This window comes from Arthrobacter sp. SAFR-044, from assembly GCF_059414985.1.
Map to the genome: position 1 here is coordinate 65,837 of NZ_JBPFDN010000008.1, position 26,450 is coordinate 92,286.

General features: G+C 62.8%; 28 protein-coding genes and 1 pseudogene. 17 read left to right on the forward strand and 12 right to left on the reverse strand.

What is annotated here, in order from left to right:
* Positions 1-28 precede the first annotated feature (28 nt).
* Together ACR65J_RS13510 and ACR65J_RS13515 are read right to left on the reverse strand one after the other, a co-directional pair.
* Positions 29-604, reverse strand: coding sequence for a recombinase family protein (locus ACR65J_RS13510; protein ID WP_440169751.1), 576 nt, complete (start codon positions 602-604; stop codon positions 29-31).
* 825 nt (positions 605-1,429) lie between these two features.
* Positions 1,430-2,680: a hypothetical protein gene (locus ACR65J_RS13515; protein WP_440169754.1), complete on the reverse strand. Its 1,251-nt coding sequence runs from the start codon at positions 2,678-2,680 to the stop codon at positions 1,430-1,432.
* Positions 2,681-2,918: 238 nt separating this feature from the next.
* On the opposite strand from ACR65J_RS13515, the gene ACR65J_RS13520 reads away from it, so the two are divergent.
* Positions 2,919-3,842: a hypothetical protein gene (locus ACR65J_RS13520; protein WP_440169756.1), complete on the forward strand. Its 924-nt coding sequence runs from the start codon at positions 2,919-2,921 to the stop codon at positions 3,840-3,842.
* A gap of 530 nt (positions 3,843-4,372) precedes the next feature.
* Here ACR65J_RS13520 and ACR65J_RS13525 read toward each other — a convergent pair.
* Both ACR65J_RS13525 and ACR65J_RS13530 read right to left on the reverse strand, forming a co-directional pair.
* Complete coding sequence (locus ACR65J_RS13525; RefSeq protein WP_440169758.1) at positions 4,373-4,942, reverse strand: HNH endonuclease signature motif containing protein; 570 nt, start codon at positions 4,940-4,942, stop codon at positions 4,373-4,375.
* A gap of 923 nt (positions 4,943-5,865) precedes the next feature.
* Positions 5,866-6,084 (reverse strand): helix-turn-helix domain-containing protein, encoded by a 219-nt coding sequence (locus ACR65J_RS13530; protein ID WP_440169760.1) that lies wholly within the window; start codon positions 6,082-6,084, stop codon positions 5,866-5,868.
* A gap of 116 nt (positions 6,085-6,200) precedes the next feature.
* Here ACR65J_RS13530 and ACR65J_RS13535 point away from each other — a divergent pair, with 116 nt between their 5' ends.
* The 7 genes from ACR65J_RS13535 (at position 6,201) to ACR65J_RS13565 (ending at position 11,106) form a co-directional block, all read left to right on the forward strand.
* On the forward strand, positions 6,201-7,013 hold the full coding sequence (locus ACR65J_RS13535; protein WP_440169763.1) for a hypothetical protein: 813 nt from the start codon (positions 6,201-6,203) through the stop codon (positions 7,011-7,013).
* A gap of 2 nt (positions 7,014-7,015) precedes the next feature.
* Positions 7,016-8,509, forward strand: coding sequence for a tyrosine-type recombinase/integrase (locus ACR65J_RS13540; protein ID WP_440169766.1), 1,494 nt, complete (start codon positions 7,016-7,018; stop codon positions 8,507-8,509).
* A gap of 339 nt (positions 8,510-8,848) precedes the next feature.
* On the forward strand, positions 8,849-9,298 hold the full coding sequence (locus tag ACR65J_RS13545) for an Asp23/Gls24 family envelope stress response protein (RefSeq protein WP_440169769.1): 450 nt from the start codon (positions 8,849-8,851) through the stop codon (positions 9,296-9,298).
* A complete protein-coding gene (locus ACR65J_RS13550; protein WP_440169772.1) occupies positions 9,295-9,486 on the forward strand; it encodes a hypothetical protein in 192 nt (63 codons plus the stop codon). The genes ACR65J_RS13545 and ACR65J_RS13550 overlap by 4 nt, the downstream gene beginning before the upstream one ends.
* Positions 9,483-9,863 carry a hypothetical protein gene (locus ACR65J_RS13555; RefSeq protein WP_440169775.1) on the forward strand — a complete coding sequence of 127 codons (381 nt, stop codon included), beginning with the start codon at positions 9,483-9,485 and terminating at the stop codon, positions 9,861-9,863. Before ACR65J_RS13550 ends, ACR65J_RS13555 begins: the two co-directional genes overlap by 4 nt.
* A complete protein-coding gene (locus tag ACR65J_RS13560; RefSeq protein ID WP_440169777.1) occupies positions 9,860-10,498 on the forward strand; it encodes an Asp23/Gls24 family envelope stress response protein in 639 nt (212 codons plus the stop codon). Before ACR65J_RS13555 ends, ACR65J_RS13560 begins: the two co-directional genes overlap by 4 nt.
* Positions 10,495-11,106, forward strand: coding sequence for a hypothetical protein (locus tag ACR65J_RS13565; RefSeq protein WP_440169780.1), 612 nt, complete (start codon positions 10,495-10,497; stop codon positions 11,104-11,106). The genes ACR65J_RS13560 and ACR65J_RS13565 overlap by 4 nt, the downstream gene beginning before the upstream one ends.
* A 21-nt stretch (positions 11,107-11,127) precedes the next feature.
* On the opposite strand, the gene ACR65J_RS13570 is transcribed toward ACR65J_RS13565, so the two are convergent.
* Entirely contained in the window at positions 11,128-12,951 is a 1,824-nt protein-coding gene (locus tag ACR65J_RS13570) for a glycoside hydrolase family 13 protein (protein WP_440169782.1), read from the reverse strand.
* Positions 12,952-13,091: 140 nt separating this feature from the next.
* Here ACR65J_RS13570 and ACR65J_RS13575 point away from each other — a divergent pair, with 140 nt between their 5' ends.
* From ACR65J_RS13575 to ACR65J_RS13595, 5 genes are all read left to right on the forward strand, one after another.
* Complete coding sequence (locus tag ACR65J_RS13575) at positions 13,092-14,381, forward strand: ABC transporter substrate-binding protein (protein WP_440169784.1); 1,290 nt, start codon at positions 13,092-13,094, stop codon at positions 14,379-14,381.
* Positions 14,382-14,388: 7 nt separating this feature from the next.
* On the forward strand, positions 14,389-15,426 hold the full coding sequence (locus ACR65J_RS13580) for a carbohydrate ABC transporter permease (protein ID WP_440169786.1): 1,038 nt from the start codon (positions 14,389-14,391) through the stop codon (positions 15,424-15,426).
* A complete protein-coding gene (locus tag ACR65J_RS13585; RefSeq protein WP_440169788.1) occupies positions 15,423-16,322 on the forward strand; it encodes a carbohydrate ABC transporter permease in 900 nt (299 codons plus the stop codon). Before ACR65J_RS13580 ends, ACR65J_RS13585 begins: the two co-directional genes overlap by 4 nt.
* Positions 16,319-16,567: a hypothetical protein gene (locus tag ACR65J_RS13590; protein ID WP_440169790.1), complete on the forward strand. Its 249-nt coding sequence runs from the start codon at positions 16,319-16,321 to the stop codon at positions 16,565-16,567. Before ACR65J_RS13585 ends, ACR65J_RS13590 begins: the two co-directional genes overlap by 4 nt.
* Before the next feature lie 161 nt (positions 16,568-16,728).
* Positions 16,729-17,784 carry a LacI family DNA-binding transcriptional regulator gene (locus ACR65J_RS13595; RefSeq protein WP_440169792.1) on the forward strand — a complete coding sequence of 352 codons (1,056 nt, stop codon included), beginning with the start codon at positions 16,729-16,731 and terminating at the stop codon, positions 17,782-17,784.
* A 19-nt stretch (positions 17,785-17,803) separates the two neighbouring features.
* Here the strand turns inward: ACR65J_RS13595 and ACR65J_RS13600 are convergent, their stop codons facing one another.
* Positions 17,804-18,694 carry a DUF8083 family protein gene (locus ACR65J_RS13600; RefSeq protein WP_440169794.1) on the reverse strand — a complete coding sequence of 297 codons (891 nt, stop codon included), beginning with the start codon at positions 18,692-18,694 and terminating at the stop codon, positions 17,804-17,806.
* Between the two features lie 34 nt (positions 18,695-18,728).
* Positions 18,729-19,535, reverse strand: coding sequence for an exodeoxyribonuclease III (locus ACR65J_RS13605; protein WP_440169796.1), 807 nt, complete (start codon positions 19,533-19,535; stop codon positions 18,729-18,731).
* A gap of 158 nt (positions 19,536-19,693) precedes the next feature.
* On the opposite strand from ACR65J_RS13605, the gene ACR65J_RS13610 reads away from it, so the two are divergent.
* The 4 genes from ACR65J_RS13610 (at position 19,694) to ACR65J_RS13625 (ending at position 23,387) form a co-directional block, all read left to right on the forward strand.
* Positions 19,694-20,818, forward strand: coding sequence for an enoyl-CoA hydratase/isomerase family protein (locus ACR65J_RS13610; protein WP_440169799.1), 1,125 nt, complete (start codon positions 19,694-19,696; stop codon positions 20,816-20,818).
* On the forward strand, positions 20,811-21,827 hold the full coding sequence (gene mmsB / locus ACR65J_RS13615; RefSeq protein ID WP_440169801.1) for a 3-hydroxyisobutyrate dehydrogenase: 1,017 nt from the start codon (positions 20,811-20,813) through the stop codon (positions 21,825-21,827). The genes ACR65J_RS13610 and mmsB overlap by 8 nt, the downstream gene beginning before the upstream one ends.
* Positions 21,824-22,600, forward strand: a complete 777-nt coding sequence (locus ACR65J_RS13620) for an enoyl-CoA hydratase (protein WP_440169803.1) — start codon at positions 21,824-21,826, stop codon at positions 22,598-22,600. The genes mmsB and ACR65J_RS13620 overlap by 4 nt, the downstream gene beginning before the upstream one ends.
* A gap of 118 nt (positions 22,601-22,718) precedes the next feature.
* Positions 22,719-23,387 carry a DedA family protein gene (locus ACR65J_RS13625; RefSeq protein ID WP_440169805.1) on the forward strand — a complete coding sequence of 223 codons (669 nt, stop codon included), beginning with the start codon at positions 22,719-22,721 and terminating at the stop codon, positions 23,385-23,387.
* A gap of 19 nt (positions 23,388-23,406) precedes the next feature.
* Here the strand turns inward: ACR65J_RS13625 and ACR65J_RS13630 are convergent, their stop codons facing one another.
* From ACR65J_RS13630 to ACR65J_RS13650, 5 genes and pseudogenes are all read right to left on the reverse strand, one after another.
* Positions 23,407-24,192: a MerR family transcriptional regulator gene (locus ACR65J_RS13630; RefSeq protein WP_440169807.1), complete on the reverse strand. Its 786-nt coding sequence runs from the start codon at positions 24,190-24,192 to the stop codon at positions 23,407-23,409.
* A 68-nt stretch (positions 24,193-24,260) separates the two neighbouring features.
* Entirely contained in the window at positions 24,261-24,596 is a 336-nt protein-coding gene (locus ACR65J_RS13635) for a hypothetical protein (RefSeq protein WP_440169809.1), read from the reverse strand.
* 120 nt (positions 24,597-24,716) lie between these two features.
* Positions 24,717-24,920, reverse strand: coding sequence for a cold-shock protein (locus ACR65J_RS13640; RefSeq protein WP_013599688.1), 204 nt, complete (start codon positions 24,918-24,920; stop codon positions 24,717-24,719).
* A gap of 132 nt (positions 24,921-25,052) precedes the next feature.
* Positions 25,053-25,679 carry a response regulator gene (locus ACR65J_RS13645; protein ID WP_440169814.1) on the reverse strand — a complete coding sequence of 209 codons (627 nt, stop codon included), beginning with the start codon at positions 25,677-25,679 and terminating at the stop codon, positions 25,053-25,055.
* A pseudogene (locus ACR65J_RS13650) lies at positions 25,676-26,296 on the reverse strand (sensor histidine kinase); the annotation flags it as partial. The pseudogene ACR65J_RS13650 and the gene ACR65J_RS13645, both read right to left, overlap by 4 nt.
* Between the last annotated feature and the right edge of the window lie 154 nt (positions 26,297-26,450).

Sequence of the window (26,450 nt, forward strand, 5' to 3'; positions counted from 1 at the left end):
GGCTGACGTCACCCCAGCAGCAACAGACTTAGCTTTGCTCGCGAGCGTCGGTCATTTTAAGGTACCGGTAAACAGTTGCACGTGAGGCACCGATTAGCTTTTGGATCTCATCCACACTATTCCCCTTGCTATGGTAGGCCTTCGCTTTAGCCACTTTGTCATGGTCAACTGTCACGCTTGGCCGCCCCGCTTTTCGCCCGTTGTTCGCAGCGACCGCCATGCCAGCCCTGGTCCGTTCAGCCAGTGTGTCGCGCTCCAGTTGCGCGAATGCCGACATCACTGTGAGCATTGCCTTTCCCATCGGGCCTGCGGTGGTAATGCCCTCTGTCAGGGAACGGAATCTCACGCCTTTACCTTCCAATTGTTCAACCAGCTCCAGCAGATTCTTCGTGTTGCGCCCTAATCGGTCGAGCTTCCAAATGACCAGCTCATCACCTTTGCGCAAGTGGTCCAGCATCCTGTCCAGTTCAGGTCGACTGGCTCGCGAACCGCTCACGCCATGATCTGTAAAGATTCGCTCGCATCCCGCCTCCTTAAGGGCCCTTGTCTGGAGCTCTGCAGATTGCTCTGCTGTGCTGACTCTGGCGTATCCAATGGTTCCCACGAGCCTCCTATGTGCGTCTCATAAATGCTTCTCTGTTTAAGTTTATGAGAATAGCATGATGAGACCCATTATTGAGACGTCGGCTGTTATATATTTTCGGTCTTTTCCCTAGAAGCGAGACGGGCCAGACGAAGTCCTTATAACCGATCCTTTAATGAGACCTTCTCAATGCCGGTATGCCGGTATGCCGGTATGCCGGCTCCGTCGAACGAATAGAGACTGGTGGATCGAGCGATGATGGGCAGCGCGATTATAGGTACAGGTCTCCTGCCGGTACCCCTAACCGAGGTGCCATGCGGTGCTAGGCTCGCGGGAAGGACGGTCACTTGCATAGGAATGGAAGAGGTCAGGGTGGGGAAATTGACGGAGTCGGATTTTAAGACGCTAGTGGATTCCGCGACGTGGAACATGGCCCGCCTCAGAAACGTCTCAGTGCAGGGGCTTGGTGTCACAGCAACGTTTAGCTCTGCTTCCGGGAAACAGACGTGGGACGCCCACTACTCCTTCGACCAGGAGACCGGAGATTTCCACTGCACGACGCCTTATCCTGACTCTGCGCAGGCCTGGATTTTTGGTGACAACATTCAAAAAGGAATCCGCGAAATCTTGGCGCGACCCTAGGTTCGCGAGGGAGTCAAGGGGGTGGGGGTACCACCCCCGCGCGCCCTTATTGCTCCCCGGTGGTGGTTAGCTCCTTTTTTTGTGTACGGGTTTAGAAGTTTCCCGTAACCACTGCATTGCGGGGCCGTTGACTCGCATGTTCACCAAGCCGAAGTCTTCTTAATCCTTCACAGGAAGAGCGAAAAGTCCGGAACGCCGCGAGATCTAGATTGCGGGGAGAGCTAGAAGTGCAGCACCTATCATCGTGCCAGAGCGGATTTCATCGACTAGATTTGTGAGCTTTTCGTCGTCAACCGAGTTGCCGAAGACGATGCCCAGGGCCTTGTGAGCCCGCACTGCTTGTAGCCACTTGTCACCGGTGGCTGGGAAGGGAACAAAAAGATGCTCTTCAGGTTTTCCGTCTGTCCCTCGTCCGAGAATTTGGATTTGTGACCTCCAGACCAGACAGCTCCACCCCCGTGACGCATTGGGTAAGAAATGGTCGGTACTGTCAGCAACCCCAGAAGGGAATCCGGCGGCAACCAACGCCTCAATGGTCCTCTTGCCTCGGTCGGCGTCAAAGTCGTCGAGATCTATTACCAGCAGTGCGCTATCCCTCACCACGAATGGAGAAATCCGCGGGATGGTGTGTAGCTTGACGCCGAAAGCCTTCGTTTTTCCAGGCGTCACTGGTCTCGCACGTTTACGAATCGCTGCCCCCAACATGTCGGCGACGGAACGGGAAGCGGTCGTAAAAGGATCACTCTGTGCCTGCCACTGCTTGGCAGGAATCCGTACTCCGATTAAGTGTCCGAGTTTAGCGAGGCGTTGTAGCTCAACCAACGCGTTTCCGGACAGAATGATGCGGTCTATATCTACGTCCCCGCTTACTACAGTTATCTCGCCCTGATGTAAGGCGAGGGTAGACCACAACTCGTTATCATTACGCATCTGTTGTTCCAGCATTGGGCTCCCGTTGCTGTCTAAAATAGCCATACTGTAAGTGGCAGGATCGATTTTTGCTGACCAATCACCAAGAAAAACAGCAGGTTTACCGACTGCAGTCATCACCTCCCAGCCTGCCGCCATAAGTCCAGCCACCCAAGGGGATAGTCTCTCTCCGCTGGCGAGAAAAGTTACTCCCGGAGAGTCCGGGGCCACAAATATCAAAGCTCGATTCTCACGAGCACCGGGAACTAGAATGCAGATGGAACTTACGTCGTCGGAAGGCGTCTCCGAACTGGCGCGTCCCATATAGATGATTTGGGATTCGGCACACGTGTCGTGGGCGAATACGATAACGCCTTCATTCAGATAGCTTTCAACCAAAACCGAGGCATCGTCTCCCTGAAGGGTTGAAACTTCAGCTCGGCAAATTGGACAAAGCCCTGAGGCGCCTTCTTTGCGTATGGCGTCGGCACGCGCTTGTCCGAGTGCCTCCATGACTTCGGGGGAGATTGCAAGTTGCCCAGGCATTTTCCTCTTCCGTTCTATCAACCGACCTCTGCCCCCAGAGTGGTCCTCAGATTAGCCCACCCGGTGTGGTATGAATAGGTCATGTTGCACCCCGACTTAAGAAGAGGGCAAAGAGCGATCCCGTATTCCTCTTTCTCGAGGATCCACTACCGAAAATCGGGGCTTGGGTCGCTCCCCCCTCACACGCCGGGGAGGAACTGTGGAGGCCAAGACTGATCAGCGGGTCCGACTCGAGGGCATGCAACTCCACCTGACGGCGGAACTCGGCCCCCGGTTGCCAGTTATCCTCGTGGTTCGCAATGTGGAGAATCTTACGACACTGCTGCGGACACTCATGGGCGTGGGTGTTCTACGCACGGTTCTTGACCAGCTACATGATCAAGTTCTCGATGATTCCTTCGGAAGTCAACTCATAGCTAGCCCTGGGGCGCCGCTTCACCTGACCAGAGACTCTCTCGTTGCCATTCTTGAGCAGTTCAATTTAGGTGAACACGTAGATCTTGACAGGGTATTGGCATCTGTCAATGGTGTTGGGTATGCCGGAAGTGCGCCAATTCGCAGTGCTTTGGCGAACGTATTGTTGGATTCTGAACCCGACGTTCTTGATACGCTGGCCGAAACTGTAGATGCAGAATGGCATCTTGTCAGCTTATCGTATAGAAATCCCCTAGACTTTCTAATCCAAATTGCTGGCCCCACAGCTGCGGCTGTGGTTGCGGGAGTCGCTTGGTTGATTACTACATGGCAAAAGTATAAAAAGACTCAGGCTGACATAGTGGCAGTCAATGCATCTACTGAAAAGGTGCGTGTCGAGACGGAAATTGCCAAGGCGAAACTGGGCGCTGAGCAAACGAATGCTGAGTCGGCGAAGGTTGCTCTGAGTAAGCAGCGAGTCGATCTCGAAGCCGCTAAGTTGGCCTTGGAAATGGGAAGGCTCGAATTGAGGACAGCTCAAGAGCGCCAACTAGACGCAGTTTCCCTTCAGGATCTGCGCGCTATCAATCCGGCAGAAGCTCCTATAGATGTCGCTTCGACTTACACCAGGGCGACTATTGCGGGAAGTCTCGGCACTCCTGTGTCTTCGGACAGCAGAACACTGCGGCGAGTAGCTGAAGTTGTCCGTAACCTCCCGGAGATTAGCGATGTTTCACTCGATCAATAGCGGCTGTCTGTTCCACAAGCATGCGTGAGATAGCGTGGTAATGCTCAATATCCAGCGGTATCCAAAGCTGCGCCCAAAGGGTCACGACCGCGCTGACCATCCCCGTTATAGCCAGTATGGTCTACGGAAAGGTGAAGGCATTGCCGACGCTCCTGTCATACACGAACGCTTGAAAGGTTTGTCGGGTATACGGAACAAGCACATTCCAGACCTCTGCCTCCAAGCGGGGGGGGGCAGGAAGAGACTGTTGCTGTTGCAGGGCCTGATGCATTCTGAGGGCGCTATCGATAAGGCTCCGCCGTGCCTGCTTTACCAACACAAAGAGGCGAATTGTGGAATGGCTTCGTTCTTCTAGCTCACTCCATGGGGTACAAACCTCAGGTGAGCCAATACGGCACCCCAGGCTCGATAATCAGCTCCGCGGTGAACACCGCTGCGCCCGTTGTACGGCCACGACTGTGCGGCCACGACCAAAGCCAAATTCTCTGCGAGGAGCTCGAGCTTTGACTCTAGCCGTGGCCTGACCCCGATTAACTAGTTCGTGGCATCCGGGACATGCTTAAGGTGTCAAACGTTGCGGGACTCGTCGACCTTACTGCTCGTGCCCCTTGACGAGCAGGCAGGACAACGGTGCCCCCGGTGGGCAAGCCCAAGGCAATCGCCAGCGTCAGCTCCTGAACCGTAGTCGCCCCCGTCTTCATACGGACAGGCCGTCCTGCCGCGGCTTCAGCTTTACGGAACTGCTTCCTTCGTTGGTTTTCTGCCTTGGTTACTGGTTCTAGATGATTCGGAGCAACGCATCTTGCGTTCACACATACATGGTCCAGTTCAAGCCCTGCCGGAATCGGTCCCACCATCATCTCGTAAATCCACCTGTGAGCCTTCCTGTTCCCGTTGTTTCGCCAGAAACGTGCGTAGTTGTCCTTATCCTTGGCTGCTATCCAGTTCCAACAGCCGGTCTCCCAGTCACCTTGAGTCTTGCGGAAGAATCTCTGTAGGGCGGGGCTCAGCCAAGTGTCGATTGGGTCATCTGTGGTCATAAGCAGTTCCTCAGTTGTTGTAGCCGTTGTTGTAGTTACCATCTGTTTTCTCTCTTTCATGGGTGAGCCTTTAACTCATCGTGGGTGGTTGCCGCGTATGATCACGCGGCGTCATGGGGGATCCGCGGTAACGATCGCAGGCCCCTGCTGGGCCTGCTGCTGAGCATGGAACCGAAGCCCCTTGGCGGAGGTCTTGGTCCGTAACCTAAGAACTTCTTCGCCTAGGCATCGCTTCGCTCGCCTTATATAGATTGCGGTTTTAGAACGGAGGTTCCCATGGACCCCATGGCGGGGATTGCGGGCACTCGGTGTCCAACGAGTCCCACCAAGCCAACTCGCCGTCGCTCCAGATCCGGCTGGTCATAGGCGATACCCCGGGCTGAGGGGGATGGATACCGCTTCCAGGCCAGGCCAGCTGCTGCACGGGCGAATTGTTGAAGCGGTACTTTGTAAGCAGGAACCCTGCCTCACGTGCCTTCGCGAGATGTGAGCTGACGGTCGCTTCCCGGATGTCCAGTCTTCGTGCTAGTCGCCTGCCGCTGACGGTAGTTCTACCCAACTCGTCAGAGCTATACAGCACCTCGAGCAGAGTGGCCCGCACCTTCCCTTTGAGTTTTGAAGCTTCCAGGTGTTCGTGGAAAGTATCAGCGGAAAATGCAGCGTCCTCACCTCCAGCCTCGCACCTCGGACGAGCCTGCTGGCGGCGAAGAAACCACGCCGGGCTTGATGGCTCGTGACGTGCCGCAGGGTGAACCTGATTCTGAAGGACGATGCGTTCCATAAAGGACCCCTGTGGCCGCTCGCCAGTCTTAGCGTGGTCGGCTTTGCATCGGCTGTTCCTCCGGAGGTTCACCCCCCTCAATGACCGGGGCGCAACCCCCGGCTTCACCCGGGGGAGTGACGTCACCAAGTCGTTTTGGTTTAGCCGGACCGGGCCGACGGACACTCGCATCCTCGTCAGCACTGTGGTGAGCGGGCGGTGCTCATTGATGTTTGCCCTCATGCGAAGCCATGTATGAGTCGAGTGCCGCTACGGAGTATCGGACGAGGCCCCCGATCTTGATGTAGCGAGGACCCAGCTTGGCATTATTTGCCAACCAGTGTGCAGGAACGTTGAGGTACTTTCCTGCTTCCTTTCGAGTCAGATAGATGGAGCTGCACAGATCGGCTTCTTGTTTGTCGTAGGAGAGTTGGGCGGGCATGTTCAGACTCCTTCAAGGCTTTTCGGTTTTGTTCATAGTTGTAAACTTTGATCTCACGTCAGTAAGATTAGGGGGACCGATTCAAAGTTGTCAACTATGAACGAAGGGACGGCCCTATGAACGACTACAGTGAAACTATGAAGACGCCCGACATTGGCCCAATGCTGAGGAAGCTAACGGAACAGGCGCGGGACTGGGAGTGGCCGACTATTCCTGCTCGTCCCCAGGAGCGCTTCTACGAAGAGCACGCTCTTCTAGGCTTCCTTGCTGAATCGGGGTGGGCAATTGGTATACGGCTGGACTTCTCTGATGAGGATTGGTCCGTGGCGGAGGTATTGGCTTTGCCTGGCGAAACTGCGCGGGGTTTGCCTGACCTTAATACTCCTGACCTGCGCTCCTACCTCGACAAGGCTGTCGACAGAGCCCGCATCAGGCGGTCGGCGATGATTGAAAACCGGGAACGAGCACTGCGAAACTCAGAATTCGTCGACTCTCGTTTCGAGACTTGGGCGGATAAGTCGATGCCCAAGGGCAATGTTGAATATGCTGCCCTAGCAGCCAAGTATGCGGAACAAGTTCGCCTTGGCAACTCGAAGGCTACAGCGACTCTTGCTCAACAGGTCGGCGTGTCTGCACCTGTGATGGCCCAGCGCGTCAAGGAGGCGCGACGTCGCTTGCTTCTTTCGAGCGGCGATCGGGGACGTGCCTCTGGGTCCTTAACACCGCTTGGCGCGCTCTATACTGATCCGGAATTTCCCGGGATGCGTGAGTTGTTCAAGTCCCGTATGAGGATTGGCGAGATCGCGGACAAGTACGGCCTAGATGAGCGTTGGGTGTGGGCAGGGATGCAAGCGGAGCGTCCGGACGGCGGCGGCCTACCCCTGGGTGAGTTCGATGAGTTCATCGCCTCAGTTGACGAGGGGCGGTAGGAGTGGCTGTAAAGAAGCTCGACTGGGCGGTTTCCTATACGTCCGCCTCCGGAAAGCGGCTTCGGAACGAGTACGACACGGAGGCGCGAGCTAGAGAGTTTGCGGCTAGGCAAGAGATTCGTGCGATGGAGTTGAGTCTTGACGTCCCTTCTGTCGTGAAGCTAAAACCTAGGCGTTGGGAGGCTGGGTTTCAAGACCATCAGGGCCGATGGAAGACAAAGCGGTTTGCAACCAAGGATGAAGCGAATGAGTTTCTTAACGGGCAACTGCGCGCGGTCAGAACAGGGACATATGTAGACCCCAAGTACGCAGCAGGAATGTCAGTGGGTGCTTTATTTGAGAGCTGGATTGAGCGGGTCAGGTCCGTGGGTGCTTCTGGGAGGCGTGCGGCTACTCCCAAGACGGTGCAAGGGTACGAGTGGCTCTACACACGGATGATCAAGCCATATTGGGAGGATTATCCCCTAAGTAACGTCACCTATGAGGGTGTCGCCGAGTGGACGAGGAAGATGATCGGCGTTAACGGCGGTGTTGCTAGCGCGGATACGCGAGCAAGAGCGACAAAGCAGTTCTCAAGGATGCTGGACCATGCTGTTGCAATAAAAGTTCTGCGTATCAACCCAGCTAAAGACTCTGTTGGTGGCCGTGACTATGTGCCCTCCGCAGGGGATCACCGGGAATCCGTCTACCTCACCCGTCCCCAGCTGGAACGTCTTGCCGCTTTCGCGGGCACGCATGAACTCATGATCCGGTTTACCGGGCTTACAGGGTTGCGGTGGGGTGAAGTAACGGCCCTAACAGTGGAAGATTTAGATTTGGGTTCTCGTCCCTACGTATCCGTCAACAAAGCGTACTCGGAGGTGAAGGGCAAGCTGATTCTGGGAAGTACTAAAGGGCATGCGAGCCGCGACGTCCCTCTTCCGGCATCTTTGGTTGCCGATCTTTCGCGCCTTGTTGTTGGTAAGGGCCCTGGAGCGTTGCTATTCCCCTCGGCGGAGGGACATGCCATGCGTAATTCGAACTTCACCAGACGGTACTACCAGCCGGCCCGTCTCTTGGCAGCTGGGTGTGTGGCGAGGGTGCAGACGGCGCTTGGAGTATCCGAATCAAGGAGGGGCCTCGCGGTGTTCGGCGACTCTATGCTGACTGCGGTTCTCGACTTTCAGCAATCGTCGGGTCTAGAGATCAGGCCAATGGTTGGGAAGGACATGTGGCTCGCCCTAGCAGAGTGTGTACCGGATTCACGAAGGCAATCCATGCTGGATTCAGCTCGCATCTCCCTAGTCCTGGGCGACTCCGATTTCCGGCCCCCCGTCTTCCACGACCTGAGGCATACTGCTGTGAGTCTGTACTTAGCGGTCACCAAGAACGTCAAGCACGTTCAGCGGATTGCGGGGCACAAAGACGCTACGACAACGCTCAACACCTACGCCGAGCTGTTCGAGGACGACTTCTATAGCGCTGCGGCTGGGCTAGACAAACTGATCGCCAGCTAACGCATCCCAGTGATCCCTTGGTAAAGCTCCGGTATTTTTACAAGCCACCGCGAGTTTCATAGGGAATAACGACGACTAACGTTCGACTGAAAATCGAAAGGTCACCGGATCGACGCCGGTCGGAGCCACCACTGGGAAGCATCAGTTCTTCGGAACTGGTGCTTTTCTTCGTTTAACCCCTCGTGAGTCAACGGCTGTGACGGCGCCATGTTGTCCCCGCCCCACGCTCCTGCTCCCTGGCTACACCCGGAAATTCCCTTGCGCCCGGCCCGCGCAGTCTTCCGGCGCATGTGTCGCAGCCTGGGGATAGGGTGGAACCAACAGAAGGGGGAGTGCCTGATGGAATACCAGAACCCGCAACCCGTGGTGCCAAGCCGTCCTGCCGCCAGCCCGGCTCCCGGTCCGGGCCGGACCGTCATTTCCGAGACCGCCGTGGCGAAAGTGGCGGGAATCGCCGCGCGGTCCGTTCCCGGCGTCTACTCCCTGGGTTCGGGCCCGTCCCGTGCCCTGGGCGCCATCCGCGACGCCGTCGGAAGTTCAGACCACGCCGCCGGCGTCCACGCCGAAGTGGGCGAAACGCAGGTAGCCGTGGATATCACCCTGGTGGCAAGCTACGGAACGCCCCTGCATGCGCTGGCCAATGACGTCCGTGCCGCCGTTTACCGTGCCGTTGAAGAACTGGTGGGGCTGCAGGTGATTGAGGTCAACGTCGAGATTACGGACGTCTACGTCCCGCCGCCGGTCAAGACGACAGCCCCTGGTGCTCCCGAACGGGAGGCGCTGCTGTGAACCTCACAGTGGCAGGCGCGGCCATGGGCGCGTTCGTGGCATTCATGTCCCTCCAGTTCGGCCTTTGGGGCTTCCTCGTTTCCCTTCTTTTCATGGCGATCGGGGCGCTTCTGGGCCGTGCCGCGGAAGGGAAGCTGGACCTGCGGGGCGTATTTGATGCCATCACCGGCCGGCGCTCTTCCTCATGAGCTCGCCCGCGCCCGATGTGCGTGGGCAGGCGCTCAGCGGCCATAACCGGATCAGCACGCAGGCTTTGACCAGCCTCGCCAAGGCAGCTGCGGCGGAGGCGTTGGGGGTCGATGCCCAGGACGTGCGGGCGGACTGGGCGGACGACGACGGCCTGCTGGCTTTGTCCCTCGTCGCCCCCATCAGCATCCCGCCTTTGCGGACCGTTGTACTGGATCCAGCCAGGGTCGATGGTACCGGTGGATCCATCTGGGACCGGACGGTGCGGGCCAAGGAAAGCATCCTGGCAAGGGTCTCGGAACTGAGCGGCTCCCAGTTGAGCCGGGTGGACATCCGCATCAGCGGTGCAAGGATCAGTACAGGAGGGCGGGTACGGTGAGCAGCAGCGTGGAAAACCGCCGGGCCAACAGCGGATCCCGGGGACGCAACGGCCCGGACATGCGTAGGGTGATTTACCGCGAGACCCATTCCTCCCGGGCCGTGGTGTCGGTCGTGGCCGCCGTCCTGGTCCTGGTACTGGCCGGTTACGGCGTCCTCGAATCCGGCGTGCATGCCGTGGGGCAGCCGGCGTGGCTGATCGAGCCGCAGGTGGCTGCCCAGCGCATCGTTGACCTCCCCGCCGGAATCCCTCCGCTGCTGCTGGTGGCCATCGGCGCCGTGCTGGCCATGCTGGGATTGATCTTCCTGCTCAACGGGGTCCTCCCGGGCAGGCGTGCGCGCCATCTGCTGGCCGGCGCGCCGGGTGAGGGGCTCCCGGCCGTTGTGGTTGACGACGAGGTCATCGCGTCCTCGCTCGCACGACGCGCGCGGCTGGCCGCCAACGTCACCCCCGAACAGGTCATGGTGGTCGTCTCCCAGCGGCAGGTGCTGGTGAATGTCCGCCCCACCTCCGGTGTGCCCGTGGATCCGGACACTGTCCTTGACGCCGTCCAGGATGAGCTGGACCAGATGCTGCTGGAGCCGGCACCTGCTCCGCGAATCAATGTGACCCCGTCGGGGGTGATCGGGGCATGAACAGCACCCCGGCACTGCTCAACCGCATCCTGCTCACCGTGCTGGGCCTGATCCTGCTGGGCACCGGGTTCCTCCTGGTGCTGCTGGCAACCGTTCCTCCGGTGGGCTCCTGGTGGCATTCCTGGTCCGCCGGAGCCTGGAACGGCATCAGCCGGCTGTTCGACTCCACCCGGTTCCCGGGCAGGCCGGAGAGCTGGCTGTGGATCGTGGTGGCGCTGGCTCTGCTGGCGCTGATGGGGCTCATGGTTGCCTGGATCGCCCAGCAGGGCAAGGGCCGGTCCAATCTGCTGGCCGCCGAATATGATCCGGGTGAGGTTCCCGGTGATGTCCGGATCGGCGGCGGGGTTGCAGAGCAGGCCCTCCGGCAGGCCCTTGAAGGACGGCCGGACCTTGCCGGCGCCACCGTCACCACTTATGACGTGAAAGGTTCCCCGGCGTTGAAGGTCCGGCTCCTGCCGCGCCAGGGGGTGGCCCCGCACCTGCTCGCCGCCGAGGTCCATGGACTTATGAACGCCCTGGAATCTGTGGTGGGCAAGGAGATTCCCGTCCTCATCCACATCGGAGCGGGCGCGCGGACGCGTTTCGGCCGGGCCGAGCGCGTCCGCTGAATTGCCTTCGCGCTGTGGAGATCAGGGCACCTGCCGCTCCCGGCCGCTCATGAGGTACACGGTGCTGTCCACGGGAACTTCCCGCATGCCGGCCCATTCGTCGGCCGGTTCGGGACCGCTGGACAGGACTACGGCATAGCCCTCGGGCACGGGAGCGGAGGCGAAGCCCATGTTGGACAGGACCACCACATCTCCGTTCCGGAACGCCAGCAGTCCGCTGTCCGGCGCGTGTTCGCCAGTCCATTCCACGCTGCCGCGGCCCAGCCGCTGTGCTGACCTGAAAGCCAGGGCGGCCCGGTAAAGCTCAAGCGTTGAGCCCTCCTCGCCGTCCTGCTGGTCTGCGGCCAGGGGGCCGAAGCTTTCCGGCTGGGGGAGCCATGGCCCGGACGCCTTGCCGGCGAGCGTTCCGGAGAACCCGAATCCGGGCTGGTCCTGCGTCCACGGCAGCGGGACCCGGCAGCCGTCGCGCCCAATTTCGCCACCATGGGTCCGGAAGAAGGTGGGGTCCTGCCTGGCGGAGTCGGGAAGCGTGGTGTGCTCGGGAAGTCCCAGTTCCTCGCCCTGGTAGAGGTAGGCGGAGCCAGGCAGCGCCAGCGCAACCAGCGTGGCGGCACGGGCGCGCGCAAGGCCCAGGGCCGGGTCGGGCTGTTCGTCGGCAGGGCCGATGCCTTTCGGGAACGTCGTGGGATCCTTGAGTCCGAAGCGGGTGGCGTGCCGCACGGTGTCATGGTTGCTGAGCACCCACGTACACGGAGCCCCCACAGATGCTGCCGCTGCCAGGGATGCGACGATGGCGTCGGCCATGCGTTCGGCATTCCACCCCGCCAGCAGGAAATCGAAGTTGAAGGCCTGCTGCATTTCATCGGGCCGGACATAGCGGGCCAGGCGCTCGGCCGGTTCCACCCAGGCCTCGGCCACCATCATGCGGTTCCCACCGTATTCGGCCAGGACGCGGTTCCAGTCCCGGTAGATGGCGTGGACCCCGTCCTGGTCAAAGAACGGTGACGGCGGATACATGGGTGACACTGCCCTGTGGGGTTCCTCGGCATCGGTATGGGCATGGGGCGCATCACCGGGCAGGTGGCTCTCCAGGCGGGGAACAGAGGTCCCCTCCACCATGGCTGCAACGCCCTCCCAGTCCGGAAGCCCCGCCTCCTTCACCAGGCCGTGGGCCACGTCCACCCGGAAGCCGTCGGCGCCGCGGTCCAGCCAGAAGCGCAGCACTGACCGCATCTCCTCCTGGACTTCCGGGTTATCCCAGTTCAGGTCCGGCTGCCGGGTGTCGAAGAGGTGGAGGTACCACTGGCCCGGTGACCCGTCGGCTTCATTCACGCGGCTCCAGGCCGGACCGCCGAAAATGGACTTCCAGTTGTTGGGGGCCCGGCCGCCGTCCCCGGATCCCGGCACCTCATCCTTTCCGTCCCTGAAGATATACCGGTCCCGCGCGGAGCTCCCCGGAGCTGCCGTCAGTGCCTCCTGGAACCATTCATGTTCATCCGAGGTATGGTTCGGAACCAGGTCCACGATGACCTTCAGTCCGCGGCCGTGGGCTTCCTGCAACATGGCGTCGAAGTCCGCCAGGGAGCCGAAGAGGGTGTCCACCTGGCGGTAGTCCGCCACGTCGTAACCGCCGTCGGCCTGCGGCGACTTGTAGAACGGTGACAGCCAGATGGCATCCACTCCCAGGGCTTCAAGGTAGGGAAGCCTGCCGGTGACGCCGCTGAGATCGCCCATGCCATCACCGTTGCCATCCGCGAAGGAGCGGGGGTAGATCTGGTAGACCACAGCGTCGGCCCACCATGCAGTGGAGGCTGGACGCGGCGCGGGAACGGACGGATTCGGCATTTGGTTCCCCTCTGATAACTTTTTGATGTAAACGCTTGCATTGCAGACAGCAACCTTACTAGTGTGATGGTCACCACATCAACCTCACCTAGCAAGCGCACTGTCGACTTACTTGTCACTCAGCGAGGAGCTTCAAGCTAATGAAAACCCCGAGATTCCTGCTTCCGGCTGCCACTGCCGGCATTCTGGCCCTTACGTTGTCCGCCTGCGGCGGCGGAGGTGGAGGGGGCTCCACGGGCGGTGGGGGCAGCGACGCTGACGCCAACCTCGACGGCCGCGGCCCCATCACGTATGTCCAGGGCAAGGACAACAGCAACGTTGTCCGCCCCCTGGTCGATAAGTGGAATGCGGCGCACCCGAACGAGAAGGTCACCTTCAAGGAACAGACCGACCAGGCCGACCAGCAGCACGATGACATCGTCCAGCACTTCCAGGCCAAGCAGTCCGACTACGACGTTGTGGATGTGGACGTTGTCTGGACCGCGGAATTCGCGGCCAAGGGCTGGCTGCAGCCGCTGAAGGACAAGATGGCGATCGACACCAGCGCCATGCTGAAGCCCACCGTGGACAGCGCAACGTACAAGGGCACCCTGTACGCTGCTCCGCAGACCTCTGACGGCGGGATCCTGTACTACCGCAAGGACCTGGTTCCCACTCCGCCCAAGACCTGGGACGAGATGATGGGCATGTGCTCCATCGCCACAGCCAACAACATCGGCTGCTATGCCGGACAGTTCGCCAAATATGAAGGCCTCACTGTGAATGCTTCCGAGGCCATCAACTCCGCCGGCGGCTCGGTCCTGAACAAGGACGGCAAGCCCAACCTGAACACGCCGGAGGCAAAAGCCGGACTGGAGAACCTGGCGAAGGCCTATGCCGATGGCAACATCCCCAAGGAAGCCATCACCTACAAGGAAGAGGACAGCCGCCAGGCGTTCCAGAGCGGCAAGCTCATGTTCCTGCGCAACTGGCCTTACGCATTCAACCTGATCACCACGGAAGGCTCGTCAGCCGTGAAGGACAAGACCGGCCTGGCTGCCCTGCCGGGCAAGGACGGTCCCGGTGCATCTTCCCTTGGCGGACACAACCTCGCGGTCAGTGTCTACTCCAAGTACAAGGCCACGGCACTGGACTTCCTGAAGTTCATGACGTCGGCGGAAACCGAGAAGTTCTACGCAACCCAGGGTTCGTTGGCTCCGGTGCTTGGCTCGCTGTATGAGGATAAGGAACTGGTTGCCAAGCTTCCGTACCTGCCAGTGCTGAAGACGTCGATCGAAAACGCCGTTCCCCGCCCCGTAACGCCGTTCTACCCTGCCGTAACCAAGGCAATCCAAGACAACGCATACCCAGCTATCAAGGGAGAAAAGTCAGTGGAAGCCGCACTCTCTGACATGCAGAAGTCCATCGAATCCGCCGGTGCGGGATCGTAGTTCTGCCATGGCAACCGAACTAGGCCCGACGCCGGTTAAGTCACCGGCGTCGGGCGGTACCCCCGTCCATCATGCGCCCAAGGGCGTAGGGGAGGACAACAGGATCGCAAGCCAGGGGCGTTGGGCCTCATGGCTGCTGGCACCGACTATCGTGGCGCTGGCTGTGGTGATCGTTTACCCGATCGTCAGCGCCATCGTTATGTCGTTCCAGAAGGACGCCGGCCTGGACCCCGCTACTGGCCTCTTCACGCAAGGTGGCTCTGCGGGCATCCAGAACTATGTGAACTGGCTGGCACAGCAATGCTCGGCACCGGGCGGCGGAACCGTCGCCTGCCCGCCGGGCACCCTGGGCGGCCAGTTCTGGTCCGCTACCGCCACAACGTTCTTCTTCACCATCGTCACGGTTACCTTGGAGACTGTCCTGGGATTCTGGATGGCGATGATCATGGCGCGCACGTTCCGCGGTCGCAGCCTGGTCCGGGCCGCCGTGCTGGTGCCGTGGGCCATCCCCACCGCCGTGACGGCCAAGCTCTGGTTCTTCATTTTCGCCTTCGAGGGCATCGCCAACAAGCTGTTCAACACCACCATCCTGTGGACGGGCAGCGAGTGGCCGGCCAAATGGGCCGTGATTATCGCCGACGTCTGGAAAACCACGCCCTTCATGGCGCTGTTGATCCTCGCCGGTCTGCAAATGATCCCGGCGGAAGTCTATGAAGCAGCCAAGGTTGATGGCGCCAGTGCCTGGCAGCGGTTCCGGCTGATCACCCTCCCACTGGTAAAGCCGGCGCTGATGGTGGCAATCCTGTTCCGTACATTGGATGCGCTGCGCATGTTCGACCTGCCGTACATCCTTACCGGCGGTGCCAACAACACAACCACCTTGTCCATCCTGGTGATCAACCAGATCAGGCAAGGCTTCAATTCGGCGGCCGCACTGTCCACCATCACCTTCATCATCATCTTCCTGGTCGCCTTCATCTTTGTCCGCTTCCTCGGGGCAAACGTGGTTGAGCAAAGCGGCGCCACAGGAAAGGGGAAGAAATGACCACGGCAACAGCAGACGCCTCGGCACTGCGGGCCCGGCAGGACAAAGGCCGCAAGGCCGCGCAGAACCGCGAAAAGTGGGCACAGGGGCGCACCTACATCAGCGCCGCGGTCATCCTGCTCTGGTGCCTGGCGCCCGCGTACTGGATGGTCGTCACCGCGTTCCGCGACGTGGGCTTCACCTACGACACGTCGATCCTGCCCAGCCACGTCACCCTTGACAACTTCAAGACCGCCTTTGATACCTCCTTCGGCAACAGGTTCGGCCAGGCTCTGCTGAACAGTGTGTTCATTGGCGCGGTGGTCACCGCCATCTCGCTGCTGATCGGTGTATTCGCCGCGTACGCCCTTGCCCGGTTGAACTTCAAGGGCAAGTTCCTGGTGCTCGGCTTCATCCTGGGGGCCTCCATGTTCCCCGGTGTTGCCTTGATCACCCCGCTGTTCCAGCTGTTCACCAACATCGGCTGGATGGGTACGTACCAGGCGCTGATTATCCCGAACATCTCGTTCGTGCTCCCGTTGACGGTCTACACCATGACCTCGTTCTTCCGGGAAATGCCCTGGGAGCTTGAGGAGTCAGCCCGGGTGGACGGCTGCACCCAGGGACAGGCCTTCCGCAAGGTCATCATGCCCCTGGCTGCACCGGCGATCTTCACCACGGCGATCCTGGCGTTCATTTCCTCCTGGAATGAGTTCCTGATTGCCAGCCAGCTGTCCAGCGACGCAACCCAGCCGGTGACGGTGGCCATTGCCAACTTCGCTGGTGCACAGCCCAACCAAATCCCGTACACGGCCATCATGGCCGCCGGGACCATCGTCACCATCCCACTGGTGATCCTGGTACTGGTCTTCCAGCGCAAGATCGTGGCCGGCCTTACGGCAGGTGCAGTCAAGTGACCGGCAACGGTTCCCGCCCCCGCACTCCGGGGGCGGGAACCCGCAGCCGGTTGGTCCGCTCGGGCGAAGACTTCGACATCATCATTGGCTTCCTCGCATTCTGGGCGCTGGTCCTCCTGGTGGTCACGGTGTGGATGGAAGTTACCGCCCAGCCTGCCCTTGGCTGGGCGCTGGGCCTGCTGGCAACCCTGCTGGCCCTGTATGGCATGGTCCGGCTGCGCAGGAAACTTCCAGCCCGCCGGTAGCTGGGGGACGGCGCCGGCCGCCCAAGCCGTGGCGGGGAAGGCGCGCGCAGCCACCGGGCCGGTTAACATTCCCTGCCCGCGGAATGGAAAAATACAGGGCCGAGGGTAGACGCAGGGCCGGCCGGCCTTACGCCGCAAAGGAGTCAAAGAGGGGGCCCACTGTGGCACGGACAACGGAAAGGTCCCAGCGGGGCGGCCATAACGGCGTCAGCATCGAGGACGTGGCGGCGGCCGCCGGAGTCTCAACAGCCACAGTCTCCCGGGCAGTCCGCGGACTGCCCAGGGTTTCGCCGGCCACCAGGGAGAAAATCCTGGAAGTAGCGGGAAACCTGGGCTATGTGGCATCTTCTTCGGCCTCCGGCCTGGCCACCGGACGGACCAAGACCATTGGCGTCCTGGCGCCATTCGTCAGCCGGTGGTTCTTCTCCAAGGCCATCGAAGGTGCAGACCGGGAACTGCACGCCCGCCACTACAACCTTTCGCTGTTCAATCTCGGGGGCCATGGCAGCAACCGGGAGCGGCTTTTCAGCAAGACCATGGTTTACAAGCAGATCGACGCCCTGCTGGTCCTGTGTATGGCGCTGACGCACGAAGAGATCGAGCACCTGCAGAAGATCGACATCCCGCTGATTGTGGTGGGAGGTCACGTGGAGGAATGCCCGTACATCGGCATCGACGATTACGCTGCCGCCTCCACCGCAGTCCGGCACCTCATCGACCTCGGCCACCGGGACATTGCCCTGCTGCACGGCGACGACGAGACCGACCTGAACTTCGACGTCCCGCGGGTGCGTATCCTGGCGTTCAAGGACGTCATGGCGGCGGCCGGCCTGCCGACGCGGCCGGAATGGGATGAATGGGGGGACTTCACCGTCCGCAGCGGCCAGGAAGCCTTCCGCCGCCTGTGGTCCCGGCCCGGGCAGAAGCCCACCGCCATTTTTTGCGCCTCGGATGAAATGGCCATGGGCATCATTTTCGAGGCCAACAGCATGGGCGTCAGCGTTCCCGGCGAACTGTCCGTAGTGGGCATCGACAACCATGACTTTGCCGACGCCATGGGCCTGACCACCGTGGGGCAACGCCCTGACGAGCAGGCCGAACTGGCCACCAAAATGCTGCTTGACGAACTGGATGGCGAGGACGGGGCAGTCCGCTCAGCCGTCGCACCCCACGAACTGATTATCCGGCGCACCACCGCGCCTCCCCGCAACCTGTAGCAGCCCGGGAACCAAAGGCCTACGACGCGCGCGCCAGCTGCCGGATAGGAATCCAGCGCGAAGCCAGCCGCCGGTAGGCCGCCGCAGCGCCGGTCATATCACCCTCCGCCAGGCATTCGATACCCAGCCTGATGTCCATAGGGGACTCGTCCGGGTACACCTTGTCCGCCACGGCGCCGTAGTCCAGCTCCACCATGGAGTCCACGTGGAACAGCTCAAGCCATTCCTTCAGCTGCGCCAGGTCATCGAGCATGTCCAGGTCCGGGGCGGCGAGGGCCAGGTTGGCCACCGCGTAGCGGGCCCGCTCCAAGGCATCGGTGATGGATGCCCAGACGCGCACAGTGAGGATACGGCCGGCGGCTTCCACCACATCCTTGCGGTCGGATTCCATGAACAAGGAGAACCAGCTGAACGGGATTCCCCAGGTGGACGCCCGGGTGTGGACGCGGACGGAACCGTCACGCGCCTTCATCAGGTCGATCCGCTCCTGGTGCCGGTCCCGCTGCTCCTCCGGAATCAGGAGCTCGGCCAGCGGGCCGTGGATCCCCTCCATCAGGGCGTTGGCGGCCAAGCCGGCGCGCAGGACAAGCTGGCTGGGGCAATACAGAAGGACGGGCTCAGTGCCGGCGTCAGCGTCGTCGTCGGCCGTTCCGCCTTCCGGCGACGGCGCCGCGGTGACGCGCACCAGGTCGGTGCGCCCGGTGGGGAACGGGTCCCCGCCCGACCGGGTAATCCGTCCCAGCGACGCCAGCAGTTCGGCGTTTTCGACGGCGGCCCGGGACACGGCCTGCGCGCCGGCCGCCTTGATGGCCGGGCGTTGTTCCTCCGGAAAGGCTTCCAGGGGCTCGTAGACGCGCAGGGTGGAGGAAAAAGGCAGGCCGGCCTGGCCCCGGTAGAGGTTCCCCGTCATCACGGTCTCCTTGGCTGGGTCCGGGGTGCAGTCATCAGTCCGCCAGTTCCACCAAAACGGGAGCGTGGTCAGAGGCGCCCTTGCCCTTGCGTTCCTCGCGGTCGATCGAGGCTCCGGTGACGCGCGCAGCCAGGGCGGGGGAGGCCAGGACGAAGTCGATGCGCATGCCTTCCTTCTTGGGGAACCGCAGCTGCGTGTAGTCCCAGTAGGTGTAGACGCCGGGGCCGGGGGTGTAGGGGCGCACCACATCGGTGTAGCCGGCTGTTTCGAACGCGTGGAACGCTTCCCGCTCCGGCGGGCTGACGTGCGTGGCACGGTTCCTGATGAACAGGTCGATGTCCCAGACGTCGTCGTCGAAAGGCGCGATGTTCCAGTCGCCCATCAGGGCCACCTGCGCCTGCGGGTTGTCCGTGACCAAAGCCTGGGCGTGCGTCTTAAGGCTTTCCAGCCATTTGAGCTTGTACGGCATGTGCTCGTCGTCCAGCGAGCGGCCGTTGGGGACGTAAAGGCTCCAGATGCGGATGCCTCCGCAGGTGGCGGCCATGGCCCGGGCCTCCTGGACGGGGTCCTTGCCGGCCTTGCCGAACGACGGCTGGTCCAGGAACGTCCGTTCCACGTCCTCCAGCCCCACCCGGGAAGCGATGGCCACGCCGTTCCACTGGTTCACCCCGAAGTGGGCAATCTCGTAGCCCATCCGTTCAAAGAGCTCCCACGGGAAGTTGTCGTCCTTGCATTTGGTCTCCTGGATGGCAAGGACGTCGCAGTCGCTGCGCTGGAGCCAGGCCTCAACACGGTCGGCACGGGCGCGGAGCGAATTCACATTCCAGGTAGCTATCTTCACGGTTCCTAACTTACCTTGGCCGCCGCTTACGGGGTAAAGCCCCGGGCAGGCGCGCCAGCGCCGCGGTGTGGTTGGTCCCGGGCAGCAGGCGGCGGGTATATTCGCAGCAGAATGACCTGGATCACACGGCCGGCCACCATGCGAAGGAGCACCAGCCGATGACGGCAGCCACGGGCAACACAACGGACAGCGCGGCAGGAAACGGAACCGCGGAAGTACTCTTTGACCGCCGCGGCCGGCTCGGCGTCATCACCCTCAACCGGCCGCGGGCCGTCAATGCGCTCACCGCGGGAATGGTGGACCTGCTCCTGCGGCACCTCACCGCGTGGGCAACGGACGACGGCGTGGCCGCCGTCCTGGTGCAGGGCGCCGGGGAGCGGGGCCTGTGCGCGGGCGGGGACATCGTGGCCATCTACCGGGACATGCTGCACGGCGGAACCCAGACCGCTGACTTCTGGCAGACCGAGTACCGCGTGAACTCTCTCATCGCCCGGTACCCCAAGCCATACATCGCCCTCATGGACGGGCTGGTCCTTGGCGGCGGGGTGGGTATCTCGGCGCACGGGAACGTCCGCGTGGTCACCGAACGGACCAGGATGGGGATGCCGGAAACCACCATCGGGTTCGCACCCGACGTCGGCGGCACCTTCCTGCTGTCCCGCGCACCAGGCCAGACGGGAACCCATGCCGCCCTGACCGGGGCACACCTTGACGCGGGCGATGCCTTGTTCCTGGGCCTTGCCGACCATTACGTCCCGTCGCACGCGCTGCCCCGGCTGGTGGCGGCGCTTGAGGACGAAGGCCCCGAAGCCGCCGTCGCCCGCTGCGCCGGACAGCCTCCTGCCTCGGCACTGGCCGGGCAGCGGGACTGGATCGATGCCTGCTACGCCAGCGACGATGCCGGGGACATTGTTGCCCGGCTCCGGGCCTGGACCGGGCCCGGCCGGGAAGATGCCACGGAAGCGGCGGACACCATCGAAGCCAAGTCACCCACCTCGGTCAAGGTCACCTTGGCGTCCCTGCGCCGGGCAGCAAACCTGACCCTTGATGAGGCCCTGGCCCAGGAGTACCGGGCAGGAATCCGCTTCCTGGCCGGGCCCGATTTCCGGGAAGGTATCCGCGCCCAGGTGGTGGACAAGGACAGGAACCCGCAGTGGAAGCCGGCCACGCTGGCCGAGGTCCTGCAAGGGCGGGTGGACGGGTTCTTCCAGCCGCTGGACGGCGGGGAACTGGACCTGCAACCCGGGCCGGATTTGGAAGCGAAGGAGGCGGACCATGCCTGACAACAGCAGCGTGGCCTTCCTGGGCCTGGGACACATGGGCGGTCCCATGGCCCTGAACCTAGTCCGTGCCGGTTACCGGGTGGCAGGGTTCGATGTGGTGCCAGCAGCCATGGACGCGGCGCAGGCGCAAGGCGTGGCGGTGGCGGCCAGCGCGGCGGAAGCCGTGGCGGGCGCCGACGTGGTGCTGACCATGTTCCGCAGCGGCCAGGAGGTCCTGGACGCTTACCGGGGCCGCGCTGGACATGCCGGACAGCCGGGGCTGCTGGCTGCCACGCAGCCCGGAACCATGTTCCTGGACTGCTCCACCATCAATGTGGATGAGGCCCGGGAAGCCTCCCGCCTGGCCATCGAAGCAGGCCACCGTTCCGTTGACGCCCCCGTTTCCGGCGGCGTGGTGGGAGCCGAGGCAGGCACGCTGACCTTCATGGCCGGCGGTGAGGTGGAGGACTTCGAGGCAGTGCGGCCGCTCCTGGAGGTCATGGGTAAGCGGGTGGTGCACTGCGGCGGCCACGGAGCAGGCCAGGCCGCCAAGATCTGCAACAACATGATCCTGGGCGTCTCGATGATCGCCGTCAGCGAGGCATTCGTCCTCGGGGAAAAGCTGGGCCTGACGCACCAGGCCCTGTTCGACGTCGCCTCCGCCGCGTCAGGGCAGTGCTGGGCGCTGACCACCAACTGCCCCGTGCCCGGGCCGGTCCCCACCAGCCCGGCCAACAGGGACTACCAGCCGGGCTTCGCCGCGGCCCTCATGGCCAAGGACCTCAACCTTGCCGTCAACGCGCTCGACAGTACCGGGGTGGCGGGACAGATGGGAGCGCTCGCCGCCCGGATCTACGATAGGTTTGCCGCGGAGGGCGGTGCGGGCCGCGACTTCTCCGCCATCATCACGGACATCCGCGGCGCATCGGAGCGGCAGGGCGGGGACAGGCCCGCAGGGGAGGACGCCGAGGCGGAGAGACCGGCCGGGCACAGAGCCACAACAGCACACGACGACGGGAGTCCGGAATGACGGAGTACGCCAACATCCTGGTGGAGCAGCAGGGCAGGGTAGGGCTGGTGACCCTCAACAGGCCCTCGGCACTGAACGCGCTGAACAAGGCCACCATGGAAGAACTGGTGGCCGCCGTGACCGCCATGGATTCCGATCCGGGCGTCGGCGCCGTCGTGATCACCGGCTCCGGCAAGGCCTTCGCTGCGGGCGCCGACATCAAGGAGATGGCGGACCAGGGCTACATGGACATGTACGTGGCGGACTGGTTCCGGGGCTGGGAAGACTTCACCCGCCTGCGGATCCCCACCATTGCCGCGGTGTCCGGCTTCGCCCTGGGCGGCGGCTGCGAACTGGCCATGATGTGCGACCTGATCATCGCCGGCGACAACGCCAAGTTCGGGCAGCCGGAAATCAACCTTGGCGTGCTCCCCGGCATGGGTGGCTCGCAGCGCCTCACCCGGGCTGTGGGGAAGGCCAAGGCCATGGACATGATCCTCACCGGCAGGTTCATCGACGCGGAGGAAGCGGACCGGTGCGGGCTGGTGTCCCGGATGGTTCCGGCGGCAGACGTGGTGTCCGAGGCCCTCAAGGTAGCCGGCCTGATCGCCGCAAAATCAAAGCCGGTGGCCATGGCGGCGAAGGAAGCAGTGAACGCTGCCTTCGAAACCGGACTGGCCCAGGGGGTGGTATTCGAACGGCGGCTGTTCCACTCCCTGTTCGCCACGGAGGACCAGAAGGAAGGCATGGCGGCGTTCACCGAAAAGCGCCAGCCGGACTTCAAACACCGGTAGCCCGCCACATACAGCCGTGCCGTGCGCGGCCGGCGCGGTCCCGCATCCCGCGGCCCCCGTAAGGTAGACAGCGCGGGCCAGCACGCGGCCGCGGCACGCAGCGGAACGGGATAAGCGTATGTGGACAGTCATGACCGGTGCAGCCAGCCCCACCGAAGGGCTCACGGGAATCGTGGGCTTTGCGGCGAGGGCCATTGACGCGCTGGGCGAGTGGGGCGTGGGGGCGTTTACACTGGCGGAGACGGTGGTGCCTCCCATCCCCAGCGAGGTGATCCTGCCGCTGGCCGGCTATCTTGCCAAGCAGGGGTCCCTGAATCTTTTCCTGGTCTTTGCCACCAGCACCGTTGGCGCATACCTGGGGGCACTGTTGCTTTATTCGCTGGGTGCGAAACTGGGGCTGGAACGGTCCATCCGCTGGTTGTCAAAACTCCCGCTGGTGGACCGTGAAGACTTCAAGCATGCTGCACACTGGTTCCGGCGGCACGGCAGGTCATCCATTTTCTTCGGCCGCCTGCTGCCCGGGGTCCGGAGCCTGATCTCCCTCCCCGCGGGCGCGGCGGCCATGCCGCTGGCAACATTCACCCTCTTCACCCTTGCCGGCAGCGGGCTGTGGAACGGCGCCCTCATTGGGCTGGGCTACCTCCTGGGTACCCAGTACCGGCTCATAGAGGAATACTCCAGGTTCCTGAACTACGCCGTCTACGGTGCATTGGCCGTTGCGGTGGTGCTGCTCGTCATCCGGCGGACCAAGCGGGCCAAGGCACAGCGGGAAGACTCAACGCCGTAGGGCGGCTTCTGCGCTTGTCCTAGAGGTGCTTCTCCACGAAGCTGAGCAGTGCGGCCCGGACGAAGCGCGCCCCCTCCGCCCCGCCGTAATTGGCGGCAAAGCGTGGGTCTTCGACATACATGTCCGCCAGCCCGGTGATGTATGCCCGGACATCCCCGCGGCTTTTGGCTGCAGGTGTTCCGGGGATGGACTTCAACCACGCTACATGGCGCCCTGCCAGCTCCCGGGCTTCCGGCCCGTCCGCCGCAACGCCGGCACCCGCAGCGGCTGTCCAGTCCCGGGCAAGGCTTTCCGCAAGGGACTTCCACTCCCGCTTTTCCGCGGCCGCCATGCCGCGCCACCACGCATCGGATGCGGCATAGGCGTCCTTACCCCAACGTTCCTCAACTTCGTCCTTGTACTGGGTGTGGTCAAAGCCCTGGAACATGTCCTCTGCCATTAGCTGGCCTCCTGCCTTCACTGTTTCTATTGTTTTCCGGACGGACTCCGCCTGCAGGGCCAGCCGCTGCTGCTCCTGGACGAGCCAGTCCAGGTGGCGGCTGAGCCCGGTGACGGGGTCGGCCTGGCGTTGGAGGAACTCCGCGATGGCCGGCAGGCCCAGGCCCAGTTCCCGCAGCAACAGGATGCGCTGCAGCTGGAGGAGGGCGTCGCCGTCGTAGTAGCGGTAGCCATTGTGGCCTACCCGGCTCGGCTTCAGCAGGCCGATATCGTCGTAGTGCCGGAGCGTGCGGCTGGTGGTGCCGGCGATCCTGGCCACGTCCTGGATGGACCAGTCCCTGCTGCCGGTGTCGGAGAAATCCTGCATGCTGCGAGCCTAGGGGTTGACGCAGCGTCAAGGTCAAGGGCGCAGTCAAGGTCAACGGTGCGGGATGGTCATCCTACCCGGCGGCCGTGGGGCCTCCGGTGCCGTGCCTGGGCCACCAGGCGCGTGAACGCGAAAACAAAGATGGCCTCGATGAGCAGCATGAGGCCCAGCAGCAACCACTGCTGCCGGCTGATGAAGACGATGCATCCGGTCAGGGCCAGGATGGTTCCCAGGGCCAGCGCATAAATGGCGAAGCCGACGGCCACCCGGGCGCTGCGTACCCCGGTCCGGAAGCCGAAGCCGTGAGGCTCCCCGCCGGGCTGTCCAGGGACGCGGTCCGGCGCCGCGGGACCCAGGGAGTCGAATTCCTCCCACGGATCCCTGTCATGGTCCTGTCGAGTCATGAATCAATTATCCCAAATGCGGAAAGCCAAAGAGCTGCCGCACAAAACAGCGGCTCCTCCAACTGATGTTGGAGGAGCCGCTGGATGGGGTTCCGGCATCTGCCGGAGGCCGCCGAAGACTTAGAGCGGGCGGATGTTCTCTGCCTGCGGGCCCTTGGGACCCTGGGTCACATCGAATTCGACCTTCTGGTTCTCGTCCAGTGAGCGGTAGCCGCTGGAGGCGATTGCCGAGTAGTGGGCGAATACGTCAGCGGACCCGTCATCGGGGGCAATGAAGCCAAAACCCTTTTCGGCGTTGAACCATTTAACTGTGCCTGTTGCCATGGCTGCATTCCTTCATGTGACTCTGATTCTCTCCCCGGGAATCGTCCCGGAGTGTGCGGGAGTTAGTCCCCCACAGACCCCAACGTACGGGGCGCAGGCTCCGGGTGCAAGGGTATGCGCCATAAAGTGCCCTCAACGCATGCCCTCGCGCCGGATCGCGGTGGCGATGGCGGCCGCCCTGGTGTCCACCCCGAGCTTGGCGTAGATGTGCGCCAAATGGGTTTTGACCGTGGCCTCGGAGATAAAGAGCCGCCGGCCGAGTTCGCGGTTGCTGAGGCCCTCGGTGAGGAGGCCCAACAGCTCGGCCTCCCGTGGCGTCAGGACTTCGTCGGGATTGCGGAGCTGCTGGAACAGCCGGGATGCCACCGGCGGGCTCATCACGCTCCTGCCCACTGCCGCCCCCCTGATGGCGGCAAAAATCTCCTCGGGTGCGGCGTCCTTCAACAGGTAGCCCATGGCGCCGGCATCCACGGCCCGGACGATATCGGCGTCAGAGTCGTACGTGGTGAACACCAGGATGGCCTGCCGGCCGTTGAGGTCCCTGATCCGCCTGATCGCTTCGAGCCCGTCCATGCCCGGTCCCATGGCAAGGTCCATCACCACCACCGAGGGGGAGAAAGCCTGGGCCAGTTGCACGGCATCCTCGCCGGACGCGGCTTCGGCCACCACTTCGATGTCGGGCTCCGTGCTTAGCAGTGCGCGCAGCCCGCTCCTGACCACCAGGTGGTCGTCCACCAGCAGGACGGTGATGCTGTTCATGTGCCCGCCTCCACCGGCAGCTGCGCCGCCACGATTGTTCCGTCGCCGGGGGCGCTCTGCAGGGAGAATGTTCCGCCCAGCTGCTCCACCCGCTGCCGCATGGCGCGCAGCCCATAGCCTCCCGCGTGCGACGGCGGAGCTGCCGCGGCCGGATCGAAGCCGGCGCCGTCGTCGTAAATGTCCAAGGTCACGGCGTCCGGCAGGAAGCCCAGCGTCACGGTGGCTGCCGACGCCGAAGCGTGGAGCAGGATGTTCGACGCCGCGCTTTGCACGACGCGCAGCAAGGCGTGGCGAACGTCAGGGGAGACCGGCCGCAGCTCACCGGTCACCAGCAGCGTAGCCCCGGGAACGTACTGGCGGGCGGTGGCCAGCAGTGCCTCGGGCAATGGAACCGATTCCAAACCGGGCGAGGCCAGCTCGTGGACCAGGCTCCGGGTCTCCGCCAGGTTCTCACGGAGCAGGCTGGTGGCCTGGAGAAGGCCGTCACGGGCTGCTGCGCTGGGCCATCCGCGGGCGGCGGCCTCCAGCAGGAGCAGGCTGCTGGCGAGCCCCTGGGTGACAGTGTCGTGGATTTCCCGCGAAACCCGCTCCCGTTCGGCAATGGTGCCCGCCCGGCGCCCTCACCGGCGACCGCTTGCGCTGGCCCGGTGTGTTCGGTGGTGTCTCTGGCGGGCATGCTGGATCCGGATCTGGTGGCGGGAAGTGCTGCCTTCCATGCTAGGCCTCACGGCCTCTCCGGTGCCTCAGCCTTTTGGCTGATACGGCTGGCCT

Excerpts from the sequence above, each read along its gene's own strand:
- ACR65J_RS13525 (WP_440169758.1), bottom strand. The coding sequence starts at position 4,942 with ATGAAAGAGAGAAAACAGATGGTAACTACAACAACGGCTACAACAACT.
- ACR65J_RS13570 (WP_440169782.1), bottom strand. The coding sequence starts at position 12,951 with ATGCCGAATCCGTCCGTTCCCGCGCCGCGTCCAGCCTCCACTGCATGG.
- ACR65J_RS13620 (WP_440169803.1), top strand. The coding sequence starts at position 21,824 with ATGACGGAGTACGCCAACATCCTGGTGGAGCAGCAGGGCAGGGTAGGG.
- ACR65J_RS13635 (WP_440169809.1), bottom strand. The coding sequence starts at position 24,596 with ATGACTCGACAGGACCATGACAGGGATCCGTGGGAGGAATTCGACTCC.
- ACR65J_RS13520 (WP_440169756.1), top strand. The coding sequence starts at position 2,919 with ATGCAACTCCACCTGACGGCGGAACTCGGCCCCCGGTTGCCAGTTATC.
- ACR65J_RS13640 (WP_013599688.1), bottom strand. The coding sequence starts at position 24,920 with ATGGCAACAGGCACAGTTAAATGGTTCAACGCCGAAAAGGGTTTTGGC.
- mmsB (WP_440169801.1), top strand. The coding sequence starts at position 20,811 with ATGCCTGACAACAGCAGCGTGGCCTTCCTGGGCCTGGGACACATGGGC.
- ACR65J_RS13610 (WP_440169799.1), top strand. The coding sequence starts at position 19,694 with ATGACGGCAGCCACGGGCAACACAACGGACAGCGCGGCAGGAAACGGA.
- ACR65J_RS13530 (WP_440169760.1), bottom strand. The coding sequence starts at position 6,084 with ATGCCCGCCCAACTCTCCTACGACAAACAAGAAGCCGATCTGTGCAGC.
- ACR65J_RS13585 (WP_440169788.1), top strand. The coding sequence starts at position 15,423 with ATGACCACGGCAACAGCAGACGCCTCGGCACTGCGGGCCCGGCAGGAC.
- ACR65J_RS13565 (WP_440169780.1), top strand. The coding sequence starts at position 10,495 with ATGAACAGCACCCCGGCACTGCTCAACCGCATCCTGCTCACCGTGCTG.
- ACR65J_RS13625 (WP_440169805.1), top strand. The coding sequence starts at position 22,719 with ATGTGGACAGTCATGACCGGTGCAGCCAGCCCCACCGAAGGGCTCACG.
- ACR65J_RS13645 (WP_440169814.1), bottom strand. The coding sequence starts at position 25,679 with ATGAACAGCATCACCGTCCTGCTGGTGGACGACCACCTGGTGGTCAGG.
- ACR65J_RS13555 (WP_440169775.1), top strand. The coding sequence starts at position 9,483 with ATGAGCTCGCCCGCGCCCGATGTGCGTGGGCAGGCGCTCAGCGGCCAT.
- ACR65J_RS13575 (WP_440169784.1), top strand. The coding sequence starts at position 13,092 with ATGAAAACCCCGAGATTCCTGCTTCCGGCTGCCACTGCCGGCATTCTG.
- ACR65J_RS13580 (WP_440169786.1), top strand. The coding sequence starts at position 14,389 with ATGGCAACCGAACTAGGCCCGACGCCGGTTAAGTCACCGGCGTCGGGC.
- ACR65J_RS13630 (WP_440169807.1), bottom strand. The coding sequence starts at position 24,192 with ATGCAGGATTTCTCCGACACCGGCAGCAGGGACTGGTCCATCCAGGAC.
- ACR65J_RS13535 (WP_440169763.1), top strand. The coding sequence starts at position 6,201 with ATGAACGACTACAGTGAAACTATGAAGACGCCCGACATTGGCCCAATG.
- ACR65J_RS13515 (WP_440169754.1), bottom strand. The coding sequence starts at position 2,680 with ATGCCTGGGCAACTTGCAATCTCCCCCGAAGTCATGGAGGCACTCGGA.
- ACR65J_RS13600 (WP_440169794.1), bottom strand. The coding sequence starts at position 18,694 with ATGACGGGGAACCTCTACCGGGGCCAGGCCGGCCTGCCTTTTTCCTCC.
- ACR65J_RS13545 (WP_440169769.1), top strand. The coding sequence starts at position 8,849 with ATGGAATACCAGAACCCGCAACCCGTGGTGCCAAGCCGTCCTGCCGCC.